The sequence below is a fragment of the Sagittula stellata E-37 genome (assembly GCF_039724765.1).
In the GTDB taxonomy this organism is placed as follows: Bacteria; Pseudomonadota; Alphaproteobacteria; order Rhodobacterales; family Rhodobacteraceae; genus Sagittula; species Sagittula stellata.
The window spans coordinates 782026-807539 of record NZ_CP155729.1; the positions used below are offsets into that span (position 1 = coordinate 782026).

Sequence of the window (25514 nt, forward strand, 5' to 3'; positions counted from 1 at the left end):
TAGGCCGCTGCTGGCGGCGCACGATATCGGGAAGGGCATGGAATGCTGGCGGGCAGGCGGATCCTGTTGATCATCGGCGGTGGCATTGCCGCCTACAAGTCTCTGGACCTGATCCGGCGCCTGCGAGAGCGCGGCGCCGCCGTGACGCCGGTCATGACCCGCGCGGCTTCGGAGTTCGTGACGCCTTTGAGCGTTGCCGCCCTTGCCGGAGAAGACGTTCACGCCGACCTCTTCGACCTTACGCGCGAGGCGGAGATGGGGCACATCCAGCTTTCCCGCGTCGCCGACCTATTGGTCGTCGCTCCGGCCACTGCCGACCTCATGGCCAAGATGGTCGGGGGGCATGCTGACGACCTTGCCTCGACCCTGCTGTTGGCGACGGACACGCCGGTGATGATCGCGCCCGCGATGAACGTCCGCATGTGGGATCACCCGGCCACGCAACGCAACCTGGCCACGCTGCGGGGCGACGGCATCCGGATCGTGGGTCCGAACGAGGGCGACATGGCGTGCGGCGAATTCGGCCCGGGCCGCATGGCGGAACCGCTGGAGATCGTCGCGGCGATCGAGGGCGCGCTGTCGGATGGCCCGCTGAAGGGGCGCCGCGTTCTGGTGACCTCAGGCCCCACGCATGAACCCATCGATCCGGTTCGCTACATCGCCAACCGTTCATCCGGGGCGCAGGGCACGGCGGTGGCCGAAGCGCTGCGCGACCTGGGGGCCGAAGTCGTCTTTGTCACCGGCCGGGCGGACGCGCCCCGGCCCACGGGCATGACGGTGGTCGAGGTCGAAAGCGCCAGAGAGATGCGGGAGGCGGTCATGGATGCGCTGCCCGTCGACGCAGGGGTTTTCGCGGCTGCGGTGGCGGACTGGCGGGTAAAGTCGGCCTCGGCCTCGAAGATCAAGAAGACGGCAGGACAGCTTCCCGTGCTGGAGTTCGAGGAAAACCCGGATATCCTGCGCGACGTGTCCAAGCTGGCAGAAGGGCGGCCCGCGCTGGTCGTCGGTTTCGCCGCCGAGACGGATGACGTGGTCGCCAACGCCACGGCGAAACGCGCCCGCAAGGGGTGCGACTGGATCGTGGCCAACGACGTTTCGCCTGCGACGGGAATCATGGGCGGCACGGAAAACGCTGTGGTCCTGATCACCGCCGATGGGGCCGAGGCATGGCCGCGTGCCGCCAAGAGCGACGTGGCCCGCAAGCTGGCCGACCGACTGGCCGAAGCGCTGAAGAAGGTGCCATCATGACTGTGAAGGACGTCGACATCGCCTTCGTTTGGGAGCCGGAGGCAGACAGGTCTCTGGGTTTGCCCGACTACGCGACGGCGGGGGCCGCAGGTGCGGACCTGCGCGCGAACCTTCCCGACCGCGGCACCCTGACGCTGGAGGCCGGCGCCCGGGCCCTCGTGCCGACCGGCCTGCGCCTGGCCATTCCCGATGGCTACGAAGTGCAGGTGCGTCCCCGCTCGGGCCTGGCACTGAAACACGGCATCACCTTGCCCAACGCACCCGGGACCATCGACAGCGATTACAGGGGGCCGCTGGGCGTCATCGTGATGAACGCGGGCGATGCGCCTTTCGAGATCTGCCACGGTGACCGGATCGCGCAGATGGTTGTGGCCCCCGTGGTGCGTGGCCGCTTTTCGGTGGCCGACACCCTGCCCGATACCGCGCGCGGAAAGGGCGGTTTCGGTTCGACGGGGCGCGGCTGATGCTTCTGGTTCTCAGTCTTGGCGTCCTGATCTGGGGGTTCGGCCGCCTGGTGGGGGCAAGCCGCGAAGCGCGTCTTTACATGCTGGCCCTGCTGTATGTCGGTGTGCTTGTGGTGCATGTCGTCCTGCCCTTCGGCCATCCAATGCGTCTGGCCACTGGGGAAAGCGCCGCGCCCTGGCTGATCCTTGGCGCGATGGTCCTGCTCGGGCTGATCTATGCCCGGGGCGTGCGGAAGCTGAAGCAACGCGCCGAGGTGAAGGAGGCGGACGAAGCCCCGATCCAGGACCCTGGCGCGTTCAGACCCGGCGAGCTCGACCGCTACGCCCGTCACATCGTGCTGCGCGAATTGGGTGGACCGGGACAGAAGCGGCTGAAACAGTCCCGCGTTCTGGTCGTGGGGGCCGGGGGCCTCGGGTCCCCCGCGCTCCTTTATCTCGCGGCGGCGGGCGTCGGGACCATCGGCGTGATCGACGACGATACCGTCGACAGCGGCAACCTGCAGCGGCAGGTAATCCATACGGATGCGCGGATCGGCACGCCGAAGGTGTTTTCGGCGCAGGCCGCGATGGAGGCATTGAACCCATATGTCACCGTGCGGCCCTACAAGCGCCGTCTCGACGCCGCGACGGCGGCGGCCCTGCTGGAAGAGTATGACGTCGTGCTCGACGGGACCGACAATTTCGACACCCGCTACCTTGTGAACGCGGCCTGCGTGGCGGCGGGCAAGCCGCTGGTCTCGGGTGCGCTCAGCCAGTGGGAGGGACAGGTCAGCGTGTTCCATCCCGAGGGCGGCGGGCCATGTTACCGCTGCATCTTCCCCGAGGAGCCAGCCGCGGGTCTTGCGCCGTCCTGCGCGGTGGCGGGGGTGTTGGGCCCTCTGCCGGGTGTGGTCGGTTCGATGATGGCCGTCGAATGCGTGAAGCTGATTGCGGGCGCCGGGCAACCGCTGATCGGCGAGATGCTGATTTACGACGCGCTTTGGGGCGAGACCCGCAAGATCGGGCTGAAACCCGCCCCGGGCTGCCCGGACTGTGGGGGTAGGGCGGCGTGAAACCCCGCCCTACGTTCGCCACCTCGTGATCGGCGCGGAGCGCGACGACCGGCAGGATGGCACAGGCGCGCCCCGAACCGTGTCGCGACCGTCGATCTGTCGGAACGGATTGAAGCGGTGCGCCGGGGCGCATAGCTTTCGTGCACACTCCTGGAGACCGACATGACCAATCCGCTTCTGAAGACATGGGACACGCCCTACGGCCTGCCGCCCTTTGCAGAGATTTCCGATGCCGACTTTGGCCCCGCCTTCGACGCCGCCATGGCCGAAGACCTTGCCGAGGTCGAGAAGGTGGCCGCCAACCCTGAGCCGCCGACGTTCGAGAACACCATCGAGGGCTTGATGGACACCGGGTCCGCCCTGGATCGCGTGGCGGGCGTCTTCTACAATCTGGCCGGTGCCGACAGCAATGACGCGCGCGAGGCGCTGATGCGCGATTATGCCCCACGGCTGTCGGCGCATTCCTCGGCCATCTTCTCAAACAAGCCGCTGTTCGAACGGATCCAGTCCGTATGGGAGGCGCGCAACACGCTTGACCTGACGCCGGAACAGGCGCGTGTGCTGATGCTGACCCACCGCAACTTCGTCCGCGCTGGCGCTGCGCTGGACGGGGACGAATCCGCGCGCATGACGGTCGTGAAGGGGCGGCTTGCCGAGCTTGGCACCGCCTTCACCCAGAACGTGCTTGCGGATGAGCGCGACTGGTACATGGAACTGTCCGAGAGTGACCTCGAAGGTCTGCCGGCATTTGTCGTCAACGCTCTGCGCGGTGCGGGAGAAGAGCGCGGGAAGGGCCCCTGCGTGACCCTTTCGCGTTCCGTCATCACGCCGTTCCTGCAGTTCAGCCCGCGCCGAGACTTGCGTGAGAAGGCCTTCCGCGCTTGGGCCGCGCGCGGCGCCAACGGCGGCAAGACCGACAACCGGGGCATCGCCGCCGAAACCCTGAAGCTGCGTGAAGAACGCGCGGCCCTGCTGGGTCACAAGAATTTTGCGGCCTTCAAGCTGGAGACGGAAATGGCGGGCACCGCCGACAAGGTGCGCGACCTGTTGATGCAGGTCTGGACGCCGGCCCGTGCCGCCGCTCTGAAGGACCAGGAGGTGCTGGAGAGTATGCTGCACGCGGATGGCATCGACGGCCCGCTTGAACCGTGGGACTGGCGCTATTACGCGGAAAAGCGGCGCAGGGCGGAACACGATCTGGATGAGGGTGAGATCAAGCCTTACTTCCAGCTCGACCGGATGATCGACGCGGCCTTTGCCTGTTCGGAACGGCTGTTCGGCCTGACCTTCGAACCGCTCGACGTTCCTCTGTATCACCCCGACTGCCGGGCATGGACGGTGCAACGCGAGGGAAATACGATTGCCGTGTTCATCGGCGACTACTTCGCCCGCGGATCGAAGCGGTCGGGCGCGTGGTGTTCCGCCTTCCGGGCGCAGCGCAAGTTCCCGGACGTGCAGATCCCTGTGGTGGTCAACGTGTGCAACTTTTCCAAGGGGTCGCCCGCGCTCCTGTCCTATGACGACGCACGCACCCTGTTCCACGAATTCGGCCACGCCCTGCACCAGATGCTGTCGGACGTGACCTACGAGATGGTGTCGGGCACAAGCGTGGCGCGCGACTTCGTCGAACTGCCCTCTCAACTGTACGAACACTGGCTGGAAGTGCCCGAAGTGCTGGCCGAATATGCTACCCACGCCGAAACCGGAGAGCCGATGCCGAAAGAGCTGCTGCACAAGGTGCTGACGGCTGCGACCTACGACATGGGCTTCCAGACGGTCGAATACGTGGCCTCGGCGCTGGTCGACCTGGAATTCCACGCCGGTCCTGCACCCGCCGATCCGATGCAGAAACAGGCGCAGGTGCTGGAAGAGATCGGGATGCCGCGCGCAATCGTGATGCGCCACGCCACCCCGCATTTCGCCCATGTCTTCGCGGGCGACGGCTATTCCTCCGGCTACTACAGCTACATGTGGTCGGAGGTCATGGATGCCGACGCCTTCGCCGCTTTCGAGGAGGCAGGCGATGCGTTCGATCCCGGGATGGCGCAGCGGCTGGAAGAGTTCATCCTGTCCAAGGGCGGCTCGGTCGAGGCAGAAGACCTCTACACCGGGTTCCGCGGTCGGATGCCCGGCGTCGATGCATTGCTGAAGGGGCGCGGCCTCGCGGCCTGATGCCACGGGCGCGCGCCGGGCGGGCACGGCTCAGAACGGCGCGCGTTCCAGTTCGAATCCTTCTTCTGCAAGGAGGTTCAGCACCCCTTCCTCTCCGGACAGATGCGCGGCACCGAAGGCAGCGACCACCGGCCCTTCGGTGCTTTCCAGCGTGTCGAGGATGACGGGAATCCATGCGCGGTTCCGGGCGTCGATCATGGCGCTGTTCACCGTGTCGAAAACTACGTCGGCCTCTTCCTCTTGCATGGGGGTCAGGCGGGGCGACAGGACTTCGAGCACCAGCTGGCTTTCGGCGTGCGCCTCTTCGAAGTAGGTGGTGATGATCGTCTCGAACAGGTCCTCGTTCACCTCCGGCGGCGCCAGCGCAGAGCGGATCATGGACAGTTGCGCCGCCATCGGCACGGCGGCGAACAGCGCGAGGCCGGTGTCCCAAGGCTCCAGTGACAGGGTCGGCACCCGCTTTTCTTCGGCAATGGCTTCGAGCCGGACGTCGAGACCGTCGTTCTGTTCCAGCAGATCCTTCATGCAGGCCGGCACCGAAAGCAGCATGGAGACGTACCACGGTTGCATGCGGGCGCCGATGAAGGCCGGCATGTCACGCGCGGCCATCGCGCTGGACAATTGCTGCCATTCGTCCTCGGACAGAAGGTCGGGCAGGCTGCCATCCGATAACATGAACATGGCCGGGTCGCTGGCGATGCTGGCTTCCATGGTCTTCCGATCCGGGCCTGCCATCTCGAGCAGCAGGACGGCGGCGTCGTCAAGCAGGGGCGACAGCCGTTCGGTCGGGCCGTCGAGACGCGGGTCCGACAGGTGGATCGTTCCGACAAGGTGGACGATTTCGTCGCCACGCCGGGCGATCCAGTGGTTGCCGGACGTGTAGGGCGTTTCGGCCAGGCGGGCATCGACCTCGGCCTTCTCATCCGGCAAGAGGGTGGGGCGCAGATCGTCCCCGGCGCAACGGGCGTGCGCAAGGACGGGCAGCGTCGTGATCGCCAGCCCCAGCAAGACATGCCGGGCGGTTTTCATCAGGGACATACAGGCTCCTTTGGTTGAGCCGCACTTTCTGCGCATGTGTGGCGCTGGACAAGGGGTAAAGCCCGGGAAACACTGCGATCATGGAACGGGAAAGCGAGCTTTATGCACCGGTCAAGTCCCTGCTGGAAAAGCAGGGCTACACGGTCAAGGGAGAGGTCGGCGCGGCGGACTTGGTGGCGGTGCGCGGCGACGATCCGCCGGTGATCGTGGAACTGAAGCTGCGTATCACGCTGTCGCTGTTTCACCAGGCCTGCGCGCGGCTGAAGCTGACCGACCACGTCTACGTCGCCGTTCCAAAACCCACGGGCAAGACGGCGCGGCGGGCGCTGAAGGACAACCGTGACCTTTGCCGACGGCTGGGTCTGGGCTTCATCGTGGTGCTGCCGGACGGGCGGGTGGAGGTTCTTTGCGACCCCGGACCATATGCACCGCGCAAGAACCGCAAGAAATCCGATCATCTGCTGCGGGAGTTCGGGGCGCTGCGTGGCGATCCAAACGAGGGTGGTGCCACGCGGCACGGCATCGTCACCGCCTATCGTCAGGACGCGCTGGCCTGCGCGGCCTACCTTGCCGAGGCGGGTCCCAGCCGGGGGCGCGACGTGGCTGCCGCGACCGGTGTGGCGCGGGCTACGGGATTGATGCGCGACAATCATTACGGCTGGTTCGAGAAGGTGGCGACGGGCGTCTATGACCTGTCGGAGGCCGGCCGCGACGGACTGGTGCACTGGGCCTATTCGTGGGAGCCGGGCGGCGCGTAGCCCCGCCCTACATGCCGTTCCGCGGTGCGGCGGCGGCCTCGCACGCCCGGTCGCGCGCAGCGGCTGCGCGGCCTTCACGCAGGGCGACACGCTCGCGGTGCAGCGTGTAGAGGCCGGACGCCACGATGATGGCGCACCCAACAAAGGTCCAGACGTCCGGCAGATCGGCAAAGACCACGTACCCGTAGAAGGTGCTCCAGATGATCAGCGAATAGTGGATCGGGGCCAGCGCCACCGCCTGCGCAATGTCGAGCGCCCGGATCACCAGAACCTCGCCCACACCGGCCGTCAAAGCCAGGCCAAGGATCACGAGCCAGAGCTGCAGCGTGTCCGGTGTCGTCCAGACGAACGGCAAAGCCAGGGCCACAAGGACCGTCGACGTGATGGACGTGAACGCAACGGTCGTCATCACGTTGTCCGCGCCCGACAGGGTTCGCGACAGGACCTGCCTTGTCGCGAAGAAGCAGGCGGCGATCAGGACGAAGCCGATGGCCGGGTGAAACACGCCCAGCCCGGGCCGTATCACGATCAGCATCCCGACGAAGCCGACCGCCACGGCGGCCCAGCGACGCGGGCCGACCGGTTCCCGCAGGAACAGCGCGCCCATCAAGGTCACGAGGAACGGGGCGATGAAGGTCACGGCGACTGCGTCGGCCAGAGGCACATAGGTTACCGCCAGCACGAAACACAGTGCCGAGGACGCTGCGCAGATGCCGCGCAGGATCTGTACGCCGGGCAATTGCGACCTCAGGAGGTGCGCGCCCTTCATCGCCAGCATTACCAGCACACCAAGGAAAAGGCCGATCTGCCGGAAGAACACGATCTGCGCGGGCGGCAGCGTGTCGGTCAGGAACTTAGCCTGCACGTCGCAGGCGGCGAACGCGAAGAACCCCAGCGCCATAAGGACGATCCCGCGCATGTTCTGGCTTTCGGGGCCTTTGTTAGGATTTGGCCGGGCCGACAGAATCGGCGTGGCCTGAGGAGAGGGCATGGCAAACTCGGATCTTGGACTGGCAGACACTAGACGCTGCGTCGCAGAATGAAAATGGCAGGCGGCGGGCATCTGCCCTGCATATCTGCAAGGGCGCTGTCTCAGCCCTGTATTTCATCTCTGTCCGGCCGGTCCTTATCTCGCAAGGCGACGAAGACAGCCATAGGGACAAGGCTGTGCCGGGAGCGTGCTGTGACAGGGGCGTCGCGGCAATACCCACAGCCCGCAGACATGGAGCCGAGCGCCATGTGCGGCATTCCGGAAACCGGCGGGGTGTGTGGACCGGCAGACGCACGCGATGGCCCCTGGCTGCGCAGATCGAAACCGTCGCCGGGTTGGTGAGTGGCTGGGCTGTGGTGGCGTCGCTGGTCCCGGCCCTGCGGCGGCACCACAGGCAATAGCGTTACAGGGAAAGCTGATCGAACGTGTCCTTGAGCAGCATGGCCGAAGCTTCGAGCGCGGCATTCTCCTGACGGGAGATGTCCGGCATCAGTTCGGCGGTCACGCCCTCTCGGCCTACGACACGGGGAAGGGAGCAGGCGACCCGGCGCACCCCCGCCACGTCGGACAGGGTAGACACGGTCAGCACCGTCTGTTCGTCGGAACCGATTGCCGCGACCAAACGGGCCAGACCGGCGCCGATGCCGTACCATGTCGCGCCCTTGCCCTCGATGATGGTATAGGCCGCATTGCGAACGCCCTTGTCGATGCGTTCCCGAACATCGGCGGTCAGGGGCGCGCGAATCTGCGCCGCGAAACTCTCGATCGAGACGGACCCGGCCCGCGCTGCCGTCCAGGCAAGCACCTCCGTGTCGCCGTGTTCGCCAAGGACATAGGCGTGGACCGACCGCGGCGCGATGTTCAGGTGCCGCCCAAGCAGCCAGCGGAAGCGGGCGGTGTCGAGGATCGTGCCGGAACCGATCACCCGGCCCGCAGGCAGGCCGCTCAGTGCCTGCGTGACATGGGTCATGATGTCGACCGGATTGGAGGCGATCAGCAGGATCGCATCGGGGGCGGCGCGCGTCACGTCTCCCACGACGGCGCGAAAGACCTCCGCGTTGCGCGACAGCAGCTCCAGCCGGCTTTCCCCCGGCTTCTGCGAGACGCCGCAGGCCAGGATCACCACGTCGGCGCCCGACAGGTCGTCGTATCCGCCCGCCACGATCCTTGCTGAAACGGAGAAGGGGACGGCGTGGGCGATATCCTCCGCCTCTGCCTGTGCGCGGGCGGTGTCGAGGTCCACCAGAACGATTTCAGAGGCCACGCCCCGCATGATGCAGGCAAAGGCCGCGGCCGATCCGACCATGCCTGCGCCGACTATTCCGAGCTTCATCAAATGGTCCTTGCAAAGGGTTCACCCGAGGATAGGACCGTGATAGCGGCCCGGGCAAAGAACTTCGACCTCTCGTGCGCGGCTTGCGGTGAAAATGGCGCGGGATTGTGCGTCCGGCCACAGATTGTTGCGCGGGCAAGTGTTATCAATGGCTTAGGGTGGCGCCTTGGCCATGCTTGGCTAGGATGACGTAGATTGGTGCACGTCCTTGGTGCCCCGCCTCCGGCCCCGGCACGCTCCACCTGCCGACCGCCGGACACATGTGCAACGATCCTGATCCGGCGTTGCCGCCGTCAGGCCCCCACACGGAAAGGCCCCTCTCATGCTCATGTCGATACACGTCACGATGCACTATCGGTTCGCGCAACCCAACATCGCCTTTCTGGCGCTGGAGGCGGCCCGGACCGAAGGTCAGTCGGTCCTGTCGGAGGCGTTTGTGGCCGGCGATGCCGAGCTGACGCGGATCGCGGGAGATGCCGGCATCGGTCACAGGATCTGGGCCCGCATACCCGGCGAAGCCCTGAAGCTGGACTACAGGGCGACGCTGGAGATCACGCGGCCCGCACCGATGCTTGGCACCTTGAAGACCGCGCCGCTGCCGGAGATTCCGGCAGAGCCCGCGCCCTACCTGCGGCCCTCCCGCTATTGCCAGTCGGACAAGTTCACGGCTTTCGTCGGCAAGCGGTTCGGTCATCTGGAGGGGGGCGCCAAGGTCGCGGCGATCCGGGACTGGATCGAGGACGAGCTGGACTACGTTCCTGGCAGCTCGGACGCGGACACAAATGTGCTGGAGACCTTCGCCGGCCGGCAGGGTGTGTGCCGCGACTATGCGCATCTGTTCTGCACGATGGTCCGTGCCGCCGAGATCCCGGCCCGCTGCGTGGCCGTATATGGTCCGGACGTGACCCCCCAAGACTTTCACGCGGTTGGACAGGTCTGGCTCGATGGGGCGTGGCATCTCGTCGATCCCACGGGTATGTGCACTGCGGATGCCCTGGCCGTCGTGGCCGTCGGCCGGGACGCCTATGACATCGCGTTTCTCGGATCGCAGGCCCCTGCGGAGCTGGTCGAGCAGACCGTGCGCGTCACACGCGGCTGACAGGCCGTGCGGTGATCCGTCCCGGGGGGGCTTGGGTTCGGCCCTGTCCTGCTTATGTATGCTGTGCATGAAACCTTGGCCCCGCAGCGCAAAGATCGCGCAAAAATTCTCATCGCCTCATGTTGACACGACTCGGCTCGTTCCTTACCTCAGCGCCGTTAGCACTCTCTCCACTTGAGTGCTAACGGCCCGCTCGAAGACGAGGGGCCAAGGTTGTAACTTTGAGCTAGGAGACTCGAAGATGGCATTCAAACCGCTTCATGACCGCGTGCTGGTTCGTCGCGTAGAATCGGACGAAAAGACTGCTGGTGGCCTGATCATCCCCGATAGCGCCAAGGAAAAGCCGGCAGAGGGCGTGGTTGTCGCGTGTGGCGAAGGTGCACGCAAGGACAGCGGCGAGCTGATCGATATGGCCGTCAAAGAGGGTGACAAGGTCCTCTTCGGCAAGTGGTCGGGCACCGAAGTCAACGTCGGCGGCGAAGAGCTGCTGATCATGAAGGAAAGCGACATCCTGGGCATCATCACCGATGACGCGGCTGCCAAGGCAGCCTGAGCGCCGGTTCTGATTTCCAACGACAACTTCTGAAACAGGAGACTTTCGAATGTCCGCAAAAGACGTGAAATTCAACACCGACGCCCGCACGCGCATGCTGAACGGCGTCAACATCCTCGCCGACGCCGTGAAGGTGACGCTTGGCCCGAAAGGCCGGAACGTGGTTCTGGACAAATCCTTCGGCGCGCCGCGCATCACCAAGGACGGTGTGTCCGTGGCGAAGGAAATCGAACTGGAAGACAAGTTCGAGAACATGGGCGCGCAGATGGTGAAGGAAGTCGCTTCCCGCACCAACGACGAAGCCGGTGACGGCACCACCACTGCGACCGTTCTGGCACAGTCCATCGTCCGTGAAGGCATGAAGGCCGTTGCGGCCGGCATGAACCCGATGGATCTGAAGCGCGGCATCGACATGGCAACCGCCAAGGTCGTCGAGCACATCAAGAACGCTGCCCGCACCGTCGAGAACTCCGACGAAGTCGCACAGGTCGGCACCATCTCCGCCAACGGTGAAGCCGAGATCGGCCGTCAGATCGCAGACGCGATGCAGAAGGTCGGCAACGAGGGTGTCATCACCGTCGAAGAGAACAAAGGCCTCGAAACCGAGACCGACGTCGTCGAAGGCATGCAGTTCGACCGCGGCTACCTGTCGCCGTACTTCGTGACCAACGCCGACAAGATGATTGCAGAGCTCGACGACTGCATGATCCTGCTGCACGAGAAGAAGCTCTCGTCGCTGCAGCCGCTCGTGCCGCTGCTCGAGCAGGTGATCCAGTCGCAGAAGCCGCTGCTGATCATCGCGGAAGACGTCGAAGGCGAAGCGCTGGCGACCCTCGTGGTCAACAAGCTGCGCGGCGGCCTCAAGATCGCAGCCGTCAAGGCACCGGGCTTCGGCGACCGCCGCAAGGCCATGCTGCAGGACATCGCGATCCTGACCGGCGGCCAGGTGATCTCGGAAGATCTCGGCATGAAGCTTGAGAATGTCACCATGGACATGCTCGGCACCGCCAAGACCGTCAACATCACCAAGGACGAGACGACCATCGTCGACGGCCACGGTGAGAAGGCAGAGATCGAAGCGCGCGTTTCCCAGATCCGTACCCAGATCGAGGAAACCACCTCCGACTACGACCGTGAGAAGCTGCAGGAACGCGTTGCCAAGCTGGCAGGCGGTGTGGCTGTCATCCGCGTCGGCGGCATGACCGAAGTCGAAGTGAAAGAGCGCAAGGACCGCGTGGACGACGCTCTGAACGCAACCCGCGCAGCCGTGCAGGAAGGCGTTGTCGTCGGTGGCGGCGTGGCGCTGGTGCAGGGTGCGAAGGCTCTGGACGGTCTGGAAGGTCAGAACGCCGACCAGAACCGCGGCATCTCCATCGTGCGTATCGCACTGGAATCGCCGCTGCGTCAGATCGCGCAGAACGCGGGTGTCGACGGGTCCGTCGTCGCCGGCAAGGTGCGTGAATCCACCGACCTCAAGTTCGGCTACAACGCGCAGACCGACGAATACGGCGACATGTTCAAGTTCGGCGTCATCGACCCGGCCAAAGTCGTCCGCACCGCTCTGGAAGATGCAGCCTCGATCGCAGGCCTGCTGATCACCACGGAAGCGATGGTCGCGGACAAGCCGCAGAAAGAAGGCGCAGGCGCCGGCGGTGGCATGCCCGACATGGGCGGCATGGGCGGCATGATGTAATCTGCCCGCCGCAGATCAAATCACGGAAGGGCCGGTGTTTCACCGGCCCTTTTCTTTGTAGCGGATCTGGTCGCAGGGATGCGGTCGTTTGGCCTTGGTCGCCCTGGCAGGCGTCCCGATGAGCTCCTTGAAATTCCGAGCGTGTCGAGCCATGCCGGAATTCCGCTCGCGGAAACGATGCCCGATGGCTATCCTGCGTCAGCACTGGATGGGACGCGCTCATGAGTCGTCGGGACAGCAGGAAAGCCATGGAGCTGCGTCTACCGGACGATCTCCGAAAGCGTCTGGTTTCGACCTCCGGTCAGTTCCTTCCTCTCGCTTATCTTGCACGACAGGCCCTGCGCCGCGCTTTGGACGGCGAGGTCGGCTGGGAAGTCGATGTGAACCCCGGCACGGCCCGTCCGATCCTCCTGCAGCTTTCCACGGAGGAACAGGCGCGTCTGGACATCTGGATCTCCGCGCGGGGCGTGAATGCCGAGGTCGCCGTGCTGTCGCTGATCTCTGCCGTCGTCTGACGGTCAGCGCACGTCGGGGGCAACGTCCGAAAAGCGGCCCTCGGGGAGCGGCTGCGCGGTGCTGACATCCCAAGTGTACAGATAGCATTCGGCGTCGTGGCGTGTGCCATCGTGCAGGATGACCTCGATGGTACGCCGCAGGTATTCGTGCGGCTCGGGCCAGTCCGGAGAGCAGCCCTCGAAATCGTCCAGCGAACCGAACACGGCATCCGGGTCGTGGACGCGATGCAATTCGCCATGCACCCGATCGTCCGGATCGGGCGAGGGCAGGGCGCCGGGATAGGCGTTTTGCCCGGGGTCGTCCGGGTCGTCGATCAGGTAAAGCCTGGCACGGATCGTGCCTTGGCCGAGAGAGGACGCATGGCGGCGCAAGAGCGCGCCCATTGGATGGTCCGCGGTCGTGGTCAAGGTGCCGTACACAAACAGCAGGGTCATCGTCTGGACTCCGTTGGCCTGGGTGCCACTTGATAGGAAATCCCGGGTCCTAGTTGAAGCCGCAATTGTCCTGCCTGACGTCGCGGTGTCCGTGTTTCGTTGGGACTGCCGTGGATCGAGGCGCTTGCCGCAACGCCCGTCATGCGCTTTGAACCCGCCATGGAAATGAGATTCGAAGAGGCGCTTTGGGCGCAGGGTGTGAATCGGGTGGCTGGCGTCGACGAGGTGGGGCGCGGGCCTCTGGCAGGGCCGGTCGTGGCGGCGGCGGTGGTGCTGAACCGGGCATCGATCCCGGACGGGCTGAACGACTCGAAAAAGCTGACCATCAAGCGGCGGGAGTTCCTGGCTCCGCTCTTGTGGCAAAGCGCTGAGGTGTCAATCGGCCAGGCCTCCGTCGAAGAGATCGACGAGACGAACATCCTGCAAGCCAGTCTTCTGGCAATGCGGCGGGCCGTCGAAGGGCTGCCGAAGCCGCCGGACCATCTTCTGGTCGACGGCAACCGCGCACCGGGCGGTATTTCATGTGACGCGACGTGTATCGTGGGCGGCGACGGGCGCAGCCCGAGCATCGCCGCGGCCTCAATTGTGGCCAAAATCTGGCGCGATGATGTCATGAAAAGGGCCGCGACACAGTACCCGGGTTATGGATGGGAAACGAACGCCGGATACCCGACGAAGTGTCACAAATCTGCCCTTCGAAATCTTGGGGCGACGCCATTCCATAGACGTTCGTTCAAGCCGGTGCGCGATATCTTGTGACAAGCTAAATCTGCAACCCACTGATTCAATAAATAAATTGACCGCGAATCGGTTTCGACTCAGATTCGACACCAACGACTGAGCGTGACAACACGCCGGGGACAGAGGCAGAGAATGACAACGATGACACGTGCGAAGAGCGCAGCCGCGCTCCCGATCAATCAGATATTGGATGGCGACTGTATCCAGGTGATGAACAGTCTGCCTGAGGCTTCGGTCGATCTGATCTTTGCCGATCCTCCTTACAACCTGCAGCTCAAGGGGGAGCTGCACCGTCCCGACAACTCCCGCGTGGATGCGGTCGACGACCATTGGGACCAATTCAGCAACTTCGCCGCCTATGACGCCTTTACCCAAGACTGGCTGCGTGCGGCGCGCCGATTGCTCAAGCCTGACGGGGCGATCTGGGTGATCGGTTCTTATCACAACATCTTCCGGGTTGGCGCCGCGTTGCAGGACGCAGGCTTCTGGATCCTGAACGATGTGATCTGGCGCAAGGCCAATCCGATGCCGAATTTCCGTGGCAAGCGGTTCACCAATGCGCATGAGACGATGATCTGGGCGTCGAAGTCGGAAGGGGCGAAGTACACCTTCAACTACGAGGCGCTGAAATCCCTGAACGAGGGCATCCAGATGCGCTCTGACTGGGTTCTGCCGATCTGCAACGGCGGCGAGCGCCTGAAGGACGCCAACGGTGACAAGGCCCATCCGACGCAGAAACCTCAATCGCTGCTGCACCGTGTCATCGTCGGATCGACGAACCCGGGCGACGTTGTGCTGGACCCGTTCTTCGGGACTGGCACGACAGGCGCCGTGGCCAAGATGCTGGGCCGCGACTGGATCGGGATCGAACGCGAAGCGGCCTACCGCGAGGTTGCGCTGAAGCGGCTGGGCGACGTGCGGGCCTTCGACAAGGGCGCGCTTGAGGTCAGCACCTCCAAGCGGGCAGAACCGCGCGTGCCCTTCGGGCAGCTGGTCGAACGCGGCATGCTGCGCCCCGGCGAGATGTTGATCAACGGCCGCGGCCAGATGGCCAAGGTGCGCGCCGACGGCACGCTGGTGGGCGACGGTGTCACCGGTTCCATCCACCAGGTCGGCGCAAAGCTGGAAGGCGCGCCGTCCTGCAACGGCTGGACCTACTGGCACTTCCGTCGCGACGGCAAGACGGTGCCGATCGACGTTCTGCGTCAGCAGATCCGGTCGGAGATGTAAGACACCCCTGAGGGGTCCCGAGAATTCAAGAACACCGCCGGTGCACTGTGGGCTGCCACAGGCACTGACTTGCCCCGTCTGCCCTGCAGACGGGGCTTTTTTCGCCAGCAGGACAGGCTATCCTTGAGTGCGGAAAGGGAGGGCTTCCGATGCGGGTGAGAGCGGACTTCACGCAGGACGAGGTGGTGCGTCCACAGGACTACGAATGGCGCTCGTCCCCGGCGAGCGGTGTGGACCGGATGATGCTGGACCGGATCGGCGAAGAGGTCGCGCGCGCAACCACCATCGTGCGCTTCGCCCCGAACAGCGCATTCGACCCTCACACGCACGGCGGCGGAGAGGAATACCTCGTGCTGGAGGGCGTGTTCTCGGACGAGTTCGGCGACTATCCGGCGGGCACCTACGTGCGCAATCCCATCGGGACGCGGCACACACCACGGATCGGTCCCGAAGGTGCGACGATCCTTGTGAAACTGTGTCAGTTCGACAAGGAGGACACCGAACAGAAAGTCATCGACACACGCAGGACGCAGTTCCGGCCGGGCGTGGCGCCGGGGCTGACGGAACTCCTTTTGCACGAGGTGCCGGGCGAACGTGTCCGCATGGTCCGGTTCGCTCCGGGCGCATGGCTGGAGCGGGCGGACCACAGGTCATCCGAAGAGATTTTTGTGGTCGAGGGCACGCTTGACGACGAGTCCGGCCGTTATCCCGCCGGAAGCTGGCTGCGCAGCCCGGGCGGCGCGGGAAACCGAATGGGATCGCGGGACGGCTGCCTGCTTTACGTCAAGACCGGCCATCTTCCGGTCTGACACCATCGCGCAGGGTGGCGCATAGCCCCACCCTACAAGCCATCGCCACATTCCGTAGGGCGGGGCTTTGCGCCGCCCCGTCCCGGCATCTGCTCGCGGGGCCTTTTCGTCGTGTGGCACAGGGCCTAATCCTTGTCGGCATGGACATACGTGCAATACTCATGGGGCTGGCCTTTGCGGCGATGTGGTCCTCGGCCTTCACATCCGCCCGGATCATCGTCGCCGCGGCCCCTCCGCTCACCGCGCTGGCCCTGCGTTTCCTGATCTCCGGCCTGATCGCGGTCGGGATCGCGTTGTTCCTGCGGCAAAGCTGGCGGCTGTCGGCGGCACAATGGCGCGCGACCATCGTTTTCGGCATCTGCCAGAACGCGGTGTATCTTGGGCTCAACTTCGTCGCCGTACAGACAATCGAAGCGTCGCTTGCCGCAATCATCGCATCGACCATGCCGCTGCTCGTGGCGCTTGCAGGGTGGTTGTTTCTTGGGGAAAAACCGGCACGACAGGCGGTTGTGGGGCTGGTGGCCGGAGTGGTCGGCGTGGTGATCATCATGGGGGCGCGGTTCGGCGGGGGGCTCGACCTCTTCGGCGTGACGCTTTGCGTCCTGGGGGTATTGGCCCTGACAACGGCAACCATGTTCCTGAGGGGCGCGACTTCGGGCGGGAACTTCATGATGGTCGTGGGGTTGCAGATGCTGATCGGCAGCGCGGCGCTCTGGGTACCGGCTCTGGCACTTGAGACGCCGGAGGTCACGTGGTCCCCCAGTCTGATCGCCGCTTTCGCCTACACGACGCTGGTGCCCGGTCTTGCGGCCACCTTCGTCTGGGTGCTGCTGGTCAACCGCATCGGGGCCGTCCGGGCGTCGACCTTCCATTTCCTGAACCCCTTCCTCGGCGTGGCGATCGCAGCCGCGCTCCTGGGAGAGAGGCTGCGCCTGCTGGACCTGATCGGCGTGGCGGTGATCGCCTGTGGCGTCCTTCTGGTGCAGCTTGCGAAACTGCCGGCAACCGCTGCGGGTGTCGCGCGCGACGGGTAAAAAACCTCTGAAAGTCTCGTTACTTTTCCGGTAGGCGACGAGGCTTTGTTTACCGCCTCCGCCTAGTGTCAGCACCGAGTTCTTTCGGGCCCCCCCATGCTCGCCTTTCGAGAAACGAGGAATGACATGAGTAAGTTTTCCATCCGGATTCAGGTTATGTCCCTCGCCGCCGCCTTCCTGACGGCATTGCTGGTTCTGTCCCTGGTATCCTGGAAAATGAACGATCGGACCGCCGCCGAGTTCTATCGCTTTGAAAAGGCAGTGCAGAAAGTCGAGGTGCTGCACGCGATAAAGGAACATGTCGAGCAAGGGGCAGGCGACCTTCTCGCGTTCGTCGCGGGGCGTCAGGACGCGGGTGACAGCCTTGGCAAGAACCTTGACGAGATGCGTGCGAGGATTGCCGAGGCAACCGTCATTTTTCAAAACGATCCTTCGGCTCAGGAGGAATTGGCCTCCATCGGAAAGCTTGTCGAAAAATTCTCTGCGCATGTCGACAAGCTGGCAGAGCAGACACAGGCAGAGCGGCAAGTGAGTGTGTGGAGCGGTCCGCTGCTGTTCGTTGCCGCCATCCGGGAACGCGTGAACACCATGCAGGAAGAGGCAAGCGCAGATTTCGGCGCGATCACGCAGAAGGCCTATGGCGGCATCGACGATGCCAGGCTTCACTTGCTTGGCGCAAACGCCTTTGTCGTGGCGTCTGCAATCGGATTGGCTTTGCTGTTTGGTCAGTTGTTGTCCGCACCTGTGCGACACGCGGCGGGCGCAGCCCGCAAGCTGGAATCCGAAGACTATGAAAGCCAGATCGAAGGGTTGGAGCGGCGGGATGAAATCGGAGCGATTGCGCAGGGACTTGAAGGTTTGCGGAACAAGCTCCGGGATGCAAAGGAAATGGAACTCCAGCAGAAAACGGACAACAACCGCAGGGTCGATCTGTTCCAGACCCTCGGGATCGCCATGAGTCGCCTGCGTGGCGGAAAACTGGACGCCCGGATCGATGCCGAAGAGTGGCGTGACCTTGGCGAAGGTTACCTGCAGTTGTGTCGCGACTTCAATGACCTGGCAGGCGCTTTGGACACGCTTGTCTCTTCGTTGCACATGAGTGCAGCCACGGTCCAAACCAATGCCGGTGAGTTGTCGGGCATGTCCGATGAGATGTCGCGCCGTGCCGAGATCCAGGCAGCCACGCTAGAGCAATCCGCTGCCGCGCTGGACGCTCTGTCGGGCGGCGTGAAATCGGCCGCGGACAAGGCGCAAGTCGCCGACGAAAAGGTCATCGAGGGCAGGCGGCGTGCAGAGCAGGGCGGCGAGGTCATGGCCCGTGCCCTCCAGGCCATGAGCTCTATCGCCAAGAGTTCGGAGCAGATCAGCAAAATCATCACAGTGATCGACGACATCGCCTTCCAGACCAACCTGCTTGCCCTCAACGCCGGGGTCGAGGCGGCGCGCGCGGGCGAGTCGGGCAAGGGCTTCTCCGTGGTCGCTTCCGAGGTTCGGGGACTGGCGCAGCGGGCGTCTGCCTCGGCGGGCGAGATCAAGGAACTCGTCCTGAACAGCGTAGATCAGGTCGAGGATGGTGAACGGCTCGTGCAGGAAACCAGCCAGACCCTGTCGCATATCGTCGAGAGCGTGTCGGAGGTTTCGGGGCTTGTGTCCGCCATCGCGCGCATGGCGCGCGAGCAGGCGGGCGGTGTACAAGAGATCAATGTGGGTATCGCCGAACTGGACAAGGTGACTCAGCACAACGCCGCAATGGTCAACCAGACCAGCGCATCGAGCCAGCAGTTGACGGTTGAGGCGACACGTTTGTCCAACCTACTGGCGCAATTCACCGGCGGCACGGAGGTTGCCGCGCCCACCTCGGTCGCGGCGGGCGTGCCAGAGTTGTTCGGAATGGATTTCGCGGTGGAGACACCTCCGCACGACGGGGCGTCCGACCTGACCAAGGAGACGGACGGAGGCTTCGATCACACGAGCGCCGATCCGGACATGTCACCTGCGGAGAACACCCAAGGCGGCGTACTCAACGACCGCAAGTCGCTGGGCGAATACACCACGGAAACAGCCGGTGACGATGGCGTCCGCTACGGCGAGCAGAACGAGCGCTTGCTGCACGGCAGCTGGGATGGAGAGGCCGTCGATCCCCGCCCGGTCGAAGTGGAAGAGGAAAAGCTTGCCATCAACGCCCCCGCCGCGTCTCGGTTTACGGCAGCGAAAGGGAGCACGTCGGCCCCTGCAGCCCCGGTCACCTGGGACGAGTTCTGAGGCGACCGATCAGCCGCCGATGCGTCCGCCCGCGTCGCCGATCTGGCCGCGGTGGAGCAGCAGGTGGTCGAGAAGGACACAGGCCATCATGGCTTCGCCCACCGGGACCGCGCGAATGCCGACGCAGGGATCGTGCCGGCCCTTGGTGACGATCTCCGTCTGTTCGCCGGACAGGGTAATCGTCTTGCGGGGCGTCAGAATGGACGAGGTCGGCTTGACCGCGAAGCGTACAACGACATCCTGTCCGGTAGAGATGCCGCCAAGGATGCCGCCCGCGTGGTTGGAACTGTAACGCGGGCCGTCGTTCGACATGAAGATCTCGTCCGCGTTCTGCGAGCCGGTCAGTGCTGCCGCCGCCATGCCTTCGCCGATCTCCACGCCCTTGACCGCGTTGATCGACATCATCGCGGCGGCAAGATCGGTGTCGAGCTTGCCGTAGACCGGCGCTCCGAGGCCGGCGGGCACACCACGCGCCACGACTTCGATCACCGCACCCACGCTGTCGCCGGACTTGCGCAGGTCGTCCAGATAGCCCGCCCAGTCATCCGCTGTCTCGGCGTCCGGGCACCAGAAGGGGTTCTGGTCGATTTGCGCGTCGTCATAGCGGGCGGGATCGGCCTTGCGCGGGCCCATCTGCACCATGTAGCCGCGGATCTCCAGGCCCGGCGCCAATGCATTCAGCGCCGCGCGCGCCAGGCCGCCCGCCGCGACGCGCGCCGCCGTCTCGCGCGCCGAAGACCGCCCGCCGCCGCGGTAGTCGCGGATACCGTACTTCTGGAAATAGGTGATGTCGGCATGACCGGGCCGGAACTTCTGCGTGATGTCGCCATAGTCCTTCGACCGCTGGTCGGTGTTCTCGATCAACAGCTGGACGGGAGTGCCGGTGGTGCGTCCCTCGAACGTGCCCGACAGTATGCGCACGGCGTCCGGTTCCCGCCGCTGCGTTGTGTACTTGTTCTGCCCCGGCTTGCGCTTGTCGAGCCAGTGCTGAAGTTGGGCCTCGTCGACCTCTACCCCCGGCGGCACGCCGTCGACAGTCGCCCCCAGTGCAGGGCCGTGGCTTTCGCCCCACGTGGTGACGCGGAAGATATGGCCGAAGGTGTTGAGGCTCATGGGCGGTCTCCTTTGGGCGGTGTCCTAGGGCAGGGAGGGCGGGCGCTCAAGGGGTTTCGCCTTGCCAGAAGCGCCGGACGGCCCTAGGTTCCGCGATACCTCGGGGTGGCGGAGCACGATCCGCCTGAGATTTGCGTAGACGCATCAACCCGTTGAACCTGAACCGGTTAGCACCGGCGGAGGGAAGGTATCGGTCTGTCTCCGAATCTTGCCCTCTCGTGAGCGAAACTTGGAGGAAGACCATGAAGACCTTCACTTTTGCAGCGGGATTGTTCCTTGCCACCGGCGCCGTTACGGTCGCCGCCGCGCAAGAGGTCCTGACTGTCTATGCCCCCGACTACTTCGTGTCGGAGTGGGGGCCGGGCCCCAAGATCGAGGAGCTGTTCGAGGCGCAGTGCGGCTGCGACTTGCAGTTCAAGCCGGGCGAGTTGTTGCCCCGCATCATGCTGGAAGGCGAACGGACCGGGGCCGACGTGGTGATCGGACTGAACACCGACGTCACGAAGAAGGCCCGTGAAAGCGGGCTATTTGCGCCGCATGGCGTCGACCTGTCACCGCTGACCCTTCCGCTGGACTGGACCGACGACGTCTTTTTGCCGTTCAACTATGGCCACACGGCTTTTGTCTACGACGCCACGAAAATGGAGCCGCCGGCTTCGCTCGAAGCGATGGAAACGCTGCCCGAAGACGTGCGCATCGTCATCCAGGACCCGCGCACGTCGATCTCCGGCCTTGCGTTGGTGCTGTGGATCAAGTCCGTCTACGGCGATGAAGCCGGGGCCTTCTGGGAGGCGCTGGCGCCCAACATCGTCACCGTGACGAAAGGCTGGTCGGAAAGCTACGGGCTGTTCACAGACGGCGAGGCTGACATGGTGCTCAGCTACACGACATCGCCCGTCTACCACATCATCGCCGAGGGCGACGAGACGAAGAAGGCCGCGATCTTCCCCGAAGGCCACTATTTCATGGTCGAGCTGGCGGCGAAGGTCGCAGGCAGCGACCAGCCGGAACTGGCACAGCAGTTCATGGACTTCATTCTCAGCCGCGATTTCCAGTCGATGATCGCGACGGGCAACTGGTCGTTCCCGGCCGCTTTGCCCAGGGACGAATGGCCGGAAGGGTTCCAGAAGCTTGATCTGCCGGAAGAGGTGATCTTCTATTCCGAGGATGAGGCCGCGGCCCTCAGAGACGAGGCCATCGAGGAATGGCGGCGCGCGCTCTCCCGCTGATCGCGGGCGCGGCCCTTGCATCGCTGACGCTGGGGCCGGTCGCGGTCGTGCTGCTGCGGGCCGGGGGGCTGGGTGCGCTTGCGCCCGGCGACCTGGCCGCGTTGCGGTTCACGTTTGTGCAGGCGATGATCTCGGCGGCGGTCAGCGTGACACTCGCCGTGCCGGTGGCGCGGGCGCTGGTGCGGCAACGCTTTCCCGGACGCGCGGCACTGGTCGCGCTGATGGGGGCGCCGTTCATCCTGCCGGTGATCGTCGCCGTCATGGGGCTGATCGCGGTCTTTGGCCGGAACGGATTGGTGAACGGACTGTTGGGCGCGCTAAATCTGCCGCTGGTCGATGTCTACGGCCTGCACGGCGTGGTGCTGGCGCATGTGTTCTTCAACCTGCCGCTGGCTGTCCGGATGCTGTTGAACGGCTGGCAGGCGGTGCCCGGAGAACGGCTGCGCCTTGCGGCCTCGCTTGGCCTGTCGCGTGGGGCGATGTGGCGGGTGATCGATGCGCCGGTCGTGCTGCGTGTGGCCCCGGGCGCGTTCGTGGTGATCTTCGTGATCTGCCTGACCTCCTTTGCCGTGGCGTTGACACTGGGGGGCGGACCGCGGGCGACGACCGTCGAACTCGCGATCTATCAGGCGATGCGCTTCGATTTCGACCTTGGGCGGGCGGCGGCGCTGGCTCTGGTGCAGTTGGCGCTGGGTCTTGCGGCCGGGTTGGTGGCATTGAAGGTTGCGCGGGGCGAAGGCTTTGGCGCTGGCCGCGACCGCATCGTGCCGCGCAGGGACGGCAGGGGCTGGGCCCGGGGCGCGGACTTCGCCTGGATCGTCGCGGCGGCGTTGTTCCTGCTGGTCCCGCTGGGGACCGTTATGACACGCGGCACGGCGGGACTGCTGCTGTTGGGGCCGGACACCTTTCGCGCGGCTGGGCATTCGGTCGCCGTGGCGCTGGCCTCCACCCTGCTGTGCATGGGCTGGGCTATGGCGCTGGCCAACCGGCGCGGAGAGCTGCTGGCGCTGTCGGCCATCGCCGTCTCGCCTCTGGTGCTGGGCACCGGGCTTTTCCTGATGCTGCGGCCTTTCGTGAACCCGTTCAGCATGGCCCTGCCGGTGACGGCGCTGGTCAATGCGCTGATGGGGTTGCCCTTCGCACTCAGGATCATCGTGCCGCAGGCCGAGGCGGTGGAGGCGGACTTTGGACGGCTGCGCGCCTCGCTCGGGATGACGGGCTTCGCCTGGTGGCGGCTGGTCTGGCTGCCCCGCCTGCGCCGGCCTTTGGGGTTCGCCTCGGGTCTGGTGGCGGCGTTGGCAATGGGGGATCTGGGTGTCATCGCGCTGTTCGCGGATCCGGACCGGGCGACGCTGCCGTTGCAGGTCTACCGGCTGATGGGATCCTACCAGATGGAGGCGGCGGCCGGTGCTGCCTTGTTGTTGCTGGGGCTCAGCCTTGGCGCGTTTGTGTTGCTCGACAGGGGAGGGCGCCTTGCTGACGCTTGAAACACTGCACGCGGACATGGACGGCACCACGCTGTCGGCCGATCTGTCGTTGTTGCCGGGGCGGCGTGTCGCTGTGCTCGGTCCGTCCGGTGCCGGCAAGTCCACCCTGCTGGACCTGCTGGCAGGGTTCAGGACGCCGCGAAGCGGACGCATCCTTTGGGAGGGGCGGGATCTGACGGAGGTGCCGCCCGAGAAACGCCCTTTGTCGATCCTCTTTCAGGACGGCAATCTCTTCCCGCACCTCGACGTTGGGCGGAACCTCGGGCTGGCGCTGCGCCCGGACGGGCGCCGCCCCGGCCCCGGGGATACCGCACGGATCGATGAGGCGCTGCGCCGGGTCGGGCTGGACGGCATGGCAGCGCGCAAGCCGGGTACGCTGTCGGGTGGGCAGCAATCCCGGGCCGCCCTCGCGCGCGTGCTGTTGATGGCCCGTCCGGTTCTGCTTCTGGACGAGCCCTTCGCCGCGCTGGGACCGGGTTTGAAGCGCGAGATGCTGGCGCTGGTGGGCGAGGTCGGCGCGAGCCTTGGCGCGCTGACCGTCATGGTCACGCACGACCCTGGCGATGCGCGCGACTTCGCGGAAGAGGTCGTTCTGGTGGCGGACGGCACGGTGCATCCGCCGGTCGCGACGGACGCCTTCTTTGCCGCGCCGCCGCCCGCTTTCCGGCGCTACATCGGGGAGTGAGGGGTTCCCGCGCCCTTGCCGCTCCGGTTATCCTGAGAACGGTTTCGGTGGCGAGGGTGATAGGCGATGGACAGACGGACGTCATTCCGGCTTTCCGAGCGGCTGATGGGCATGGACGAGGCCACATGGGCCCGTCACGCAAATCCGTGGAGCGCGTGGTCGCGGGTCACGATCCTGCCGCTTTTGGCGCTGGCGATCTGGAGCCGCGTGTGGATCGGTGGCTGGGCGCTGCTGCCCGTCGTCGCGGTGCTGTTGTGGATCTGGCTGAACCCTCGGCTGTTCCCGGTGCCCGACACCACGGACGCCTGGATGACACAGGCGGTTCTGGGAGAGCGTGACTGGCTGGCCCATGGCGACAAGCCCGAGGTGGCGCACCACCGTCCCACGGTGCGTCTTCTGACGGGCGCCAGCGGACTTGGCAGCGTCGTGTTGATCGCCGGGCTGGTCTGGCTGAACCTCTCTCTGACGCTGCTGGGCCTCGTCCTCGCCATGGGTGGCAAGCTGTGGCTGATGGACGTGATGGTGCGGGCCCGGCGCGATCTGGCCGCGGCGGGACGGGATACGGTCAGTATTTGAGGCCCGTGTCGCAAAGCACGGTCACCACCGTCGCGTCCCGAGCCACGCGCCCCGATGCCAGCAACCTGGACGCGGCGCAGACGTTGGCGGCGGCGGAAAAGCCCACGTACAGGCCCTCCTGTGTGGCCAGTCGGCGGTGCCAGTCGATGACGTCTTCGTCGGTCACGGTCAGGCCGAAATCCATCAGCGCGGCGTCCCAGTGCGGCGGCACGGTGCCGTAGCCGGTGCCTTGCAGCATGTGGCGGGCCTTGACCACGGGTTTGCCCGCAAGCGGTTCGCTGCCTTCCGGTTCGACGGGCGCGCAGAGGATGCCCGGCTTGGCCGCCTTCAGCGCCTTTGCGATGCCCAGGTATGTCGAGCCCGTGCCCACCGCCGCGACGAAGGCATCCAGCGGGCCGTCGGCCTGGGCAAGGATCTCGGCCCCGGTGATCTCGTGCGCGGCGATGCCTTCGGTCGCGTTGAACTGGTCGACGTAGAAGGCGCTCTCGGACTTGGCCAGGCGCTGCGCCTCATCCGCAGCGGCGGTGACATCCGCGCCCGTGACCTGACCGGGGGCGCCGTCGACCTGCGGGACAAGCACCACGCGCGCGCCGAGGCCCTCCATCATCCGGGCGCGGGCCGCGCTGTTGCCTGCCGACATCGTCGCGATGAAAGGGTGACCGAGGGCGGCGCAAACGACAGCCAGCCCGGCGCCCATATTGCCGGAGGTCATCTCGACCACCGGCATACCCGGTTGCAGGCGGCCATCTGCGCGGGCGGCGCGCAGGATGGCCAGAGCGGCGCGGTCCTTGACGCTGCCGCCGGGCATCAGGAACTCTGCCTTCGCCAGGATGCGCCCCGGACCGTCATGGCAGCGGGTCAGTTCAATGAGGGGCGTGTTGCCGATGAGGTCGAGGACGGAGACGGGCATGCGCGGACCTTTCCTTGATACCCGATGGGTAGCCGGTCACGCGGTCGGTGGCAAAGGGCGACAGGCCGCGCAAGGCCCCCGAAAGCA

General features: G+C 65.4%; 24 protein-coding genes and 1 riboswitch. Of the genes, 18 read left to right on the forward strand and 6 right to left on the reverse strand.

Features of this window, described 5'->3' with window-relative positions:
• The first annotated feature begins 42 nt into the window (after window positions 1-42).
• The 4 genes from coaBC (at window position 43) to ABFK29_RS03585 (ending at window position 4936) form a co-directional block, all read left to right on the forward strand.
• On the forward strand, window positions 43-1248 hold the full coding sequence (coaBC, locus tag ABFK29_RS03570) for a bifunctional phosphopantothenoylcysteine decarboxylase/phosphopantothenate--cysteine ligase CoaBC (RefSeq protein ID WP_005854717.1): 1206 nt from the start codon (window positions 43-45) through the stop codon (window positions 1246-1248).
• Window positions 1245-1712 carry a dUTP diphosphatase gene (dut, locus tag ABFK29_RS03575; RefSeq protein WP_005854718.1) on the forward strand — a complete coding sequence of 156 codons (468 nt, stop codon included), beginning with the start codon at window positions 1245-1247 and terminating at the stop codon, window positions 1710-1712. Before coaBC ends, dut begins: the two co-directional genes overlap by 4 nt.
• Window positions 1712-2764 (forward strand): HesA/MoeB/ThiF family protein, encoded by a 1053-nt coding sequence (locus ABFK29_RS03580; RefSeq protein WP_005854720.1) that lies wholly within the window; start codon window positions 1712-1714, stop codon window positions 2762-2764. The genes dut and ABFK29_RS03580 overlap by 1 nt, the downstream gene beginning before the upstream one ends.
• Window positions 2765-2926: 162 nt before the next feature.
• Entirely contained in the window at window positions 2927-4936 is a 2010-nt protein-coding gene (locus ABFK29_RS03585) for a M3 family metallopeptidase (RefSeq protein WP_005854722.1), read from the forward strand.
• 30 nt (window positions 4937-4966) lie between these two features.
• Here the strand turns inward: ABFK29_RS03585 and ABFK29_RS03590 are convergent, their stop codons facing one another.
• Window positions 4967-5974, reverse strand: coding sequence for a TraB/GumN family protein (locus tag ABFK29_RS03590; RefSeq protein WP_005854724.1), 1008 nt, complete (start codon window positions 5972-5974; stop codon window positions 4967-4969).
• A gap of 80 nt (window positions 5975-6054) precedes the next feature.
• On the opposite strand from ABFK29_RS03590, the gene ABFK29_RS03595 reads away from it, so the two are divergent.
• A complete protein-coding gene (locus ABFK29_RS03595) occupies window positions 6055-6732 on the forward strand; it encodes a DUF2161 domain-containing phosphodiesterase (protein ID WP_005854726.1) in 678 nt (225 codons plus the stop codon).
• A gap of 7 nt (window positions 6733-6739) precedes the next feature.
• Here ABFK29_RS03595 and ABFK29_RS03600 read toward each other — a convergent pair whose 3' ends face one another.
• Together ABFK29_RS03600 and ABFK29_RS03605 are read right to left on the reverse strand one after the other, a co-directional pair.
• Window positions 6740-7651 carry a DMT family transporter gene (locus ABFK29_RS03600; RefSeq protein WP_005854728.1) on the reverse strand — a complete coding sequence of 304 codons (912 nt, stop codon included), beginning with the start codon at window positions 7649-7651 and terminating at the stop codon, window positions 6740-6742.
• Between the two features lie 475 nt (window positions 7652-8126).
• On the reverse strand, window positions 8127-9056 hold the full coding sequence (locus ABFK29_RS03605; protein ID WP_040603986.1) for an L-lactate dehydrogenase: 930 nt from the start codon (window positions 9054-9056) through the stop codon (window positions 8127-8129).
• Between the two features lie 322 nt (window positions 9057-9378).
• Between ABFK29_RS03605 and ABFK29_RS03610 the strand changes: the two genes are divergently transcribed.
• The 4 genes from ABFK29_RS03610 (at window position 9379) to ABFK29_RS03625 (ending at window position 12916) form a co-directional block, all read left to right on the forward strand.
• Entirely contained in the window at window positions 9379-10155 is a 777-nt protein-coding gene (locus ABFK29_RS03610; protein ID WP_005854731.1) for a transglutaminase-like domain-containing protein, read from the forward strand.
• A gap of 241 nt (window positions 10156-10396) precedes the next feature.
• The gene (locus tag ABFK29_RS03615) at window positions 10397-10708 is read left to right on the forward strand and encodes a co-chaperone GroES (protein ID WP_005854733.1); all 312 of its coding nucleotides are present in this window, start codon (window positions 10397-10399) and stop codon (window positions 10706-10708) included.
• Between the two features lie 49 nt (window positions 10709-10757).
• Window positions 10758-12401: a chaperonin GroEL gene (groL, locus tag ABFK29_RS03620; protein ID WP_005854735.1), complete on the forward strand. Its 1644-nt coding sequence runs from the start codon at window positions 10758-10760 to the stop codon at window positions 12399-12401.
• Window positions 12402-12649: 248 nt separating this feature from the next.
• A complete protein-coding gene (locus tag ABFK29_RS03625; protein ID WP_040603987.1) occupies window positions 12650-12916 on the forward strand; it encodes a hypothetical protein in 267 nt (88 codons plus the stop codon).
• A gap of 3 nt (window positions 12917-12919) precedes the next feature.
• Here ABFK29_RS03625 and ABFK29_RS03630 read toward each other — a convergent pair whose 3' ends face one another.
• Entirely contained in the window at window positions 12920-13351 is a 432-nt protein-coding gene (locus tag ABFK29_RS03630; RefSeq protein ID WP_005854739.1) for a gamma-glutamylcyclotransferase family protein, read from the reverse strand.
• Window positions 13352-13492: 141 nt separating this feature from the next.
• Here ABFK29_RS03630 and ABFK29_RS03635 point away from each other — a divergent pair, with 141 nt between their 5' ends.
• The 5 genes from ABFK29_RS03635 (at window position 13493) to ABFK29_RS03655 (ending at window position 19427) form a co-directional block, all read left to right on the forward strand.
• A complete protein-coding gene (locus tag ABFK29_RS03635; protein ID WP_040604094.1) occupies window positions 13493-14110 on the forward strand; it encodes a ribonuclease HII in 618 nt (205 codons plus the stop codon).
• A 114-nt stretch (window positions 14111-14224) separates the two neighbouring features.
• Entirely contained in the window at window positions 14225-15322 is a 1098-nt protein-coding gene (locus tag ABFK29_RS03640) for a site-specific DNA-methyltransferase (protein ID WP_005854743.1), read from the forward strand.
• Window positions 15323-15471: 149 nt separating this feature from the next.
• Entirely contained in the window at window positions 15472-16131 is a 660-nt protein-coding gene (locus tag ABFK29_RS03645; RefSeq protein WP_005854745.1) for a cupin domain-containing protein, read from the forward strand.
• Window positions 16132-16271: 140 nt separating this feature from the next.
• Window positions 16272-17165: a DMT family transporter gene (locus ABFK29_RS03650; RefSeq protein WP_040603989.1), complete on the forward strand. Its 894-nt coding sequence runs from the start codon at window positions 16272-16274 to the stop codon at window positions 17163-17165.
• A gap of 126 nt (window positions 17166-17291) precedes the next feature.
• Window positions 17292-19427, forward strand: a complete 2136-nt coding sequence (locus ABFK29_RS03655; protein ID WP_198135668.1) for a methyl-accepting chemotaxis protein — start codon at window positions 17292-17294, stop codon at window positions 19425-19427.
• 9 nt (window positions 19428-19436) lie between these two features.
• Here the strand turns inward: ABFK29_RS03655 and aroC are convergent, their stop codons facing one another.
• On the reverse strand, window positions 19437-20540 hold the full coding sequence (gene aroC / locus ABFK29_RS03660) for a chorismate synthase (RefSeq protein WP_005854749.1): 1104 nt from the start codon (window positions 20538-20540) through the stop codon (window positions 19437-19439).
• 91 nt (window positions 20541-20631) lie between these two features.
• Window positions 20632-20742: riboswitch (TPP riboswitch) on the forward strand.
• Between the two features lie 40 nt (window positions 20743-20782).
• On the opposite strand from aroC, the gene thiB reads away from it, so the two are divergent.
• The 4 genes from thiB (at window position 20783) to ABFK29_RS03680 (ending at window position 24517) form a co-directional block, all read left to right on the forward strand.
• The gene (gene thiB / locus ABFK29_RS03665; RefSeq protein WP_005854751.1) at window positions 20783-21769 is read left to right on the forward strand and encodes a thiamine ABC transporter substrate binding subunit; all 987 of its coding nucleotides are present in this window, start codon (window positions 20783-20785) and stop codon (window positions 21767-21769) included.
• Window positions 21745-23256, forward strand: coding sequence for a thiamine/thiamine pyrophosphate ABC transporter permease ThiP (locus ABFK29_RS03670; RefSeq protein WP_005854753.1), 1512 nt, complete (start codon window positions 21745-21747; stop codon window positions 23254-23256). The genes thiB and ABFK29_RS03670 overlap by 25 nt, the downstream gene beginning before the upstream one ends.
• A complete protein-coding gene (locus ABFK29_RS03675; protein ID WP_040604096.1) occupies window positions 23243-23941 on the forward strand; it encodes an ATP-binding cassette domain-containing protein in 699 nt (232 codons plus the stop codon). Before ABFK29_RS03670 ends, ABFK29_RS03675 begins: the two co-directional genes overlap by 14 nt.
• A gap of 66 nt (window positions 23942-24007) precedes the next feature.
• Window positions 24008-24517, forward strand: a complete 510-nt coding sequence (locus tag ABFK29_RS03680) for a DUF6653 family protein (protein ID WP_040603990.1) — start codon at window positions 24008-24010, stop codon at window positions 24515-24517.
• On the opposite strand, the gene ABFK29_RS03685 is transcribed toward ABFK29_RS03680, so the two are convergent.
• Window positions 24507-25427 (reverse strand): PLP-dependent cysteine synthase family protein, encoded by a 921-nt coding sequence (locus tag ABFK29_RS03685; protein WP_005854759.1) that lies wholly within the window; start codon window positions 25425-25427, stop codon window positions 24507-24509. The genes ABFK29_RS03680 and ABFK29_RS03685 overlap by 11 nt on opposite strands.
• Between the last annotated feature and the right edge of the window lie 87 nt (window positions 25428-25514).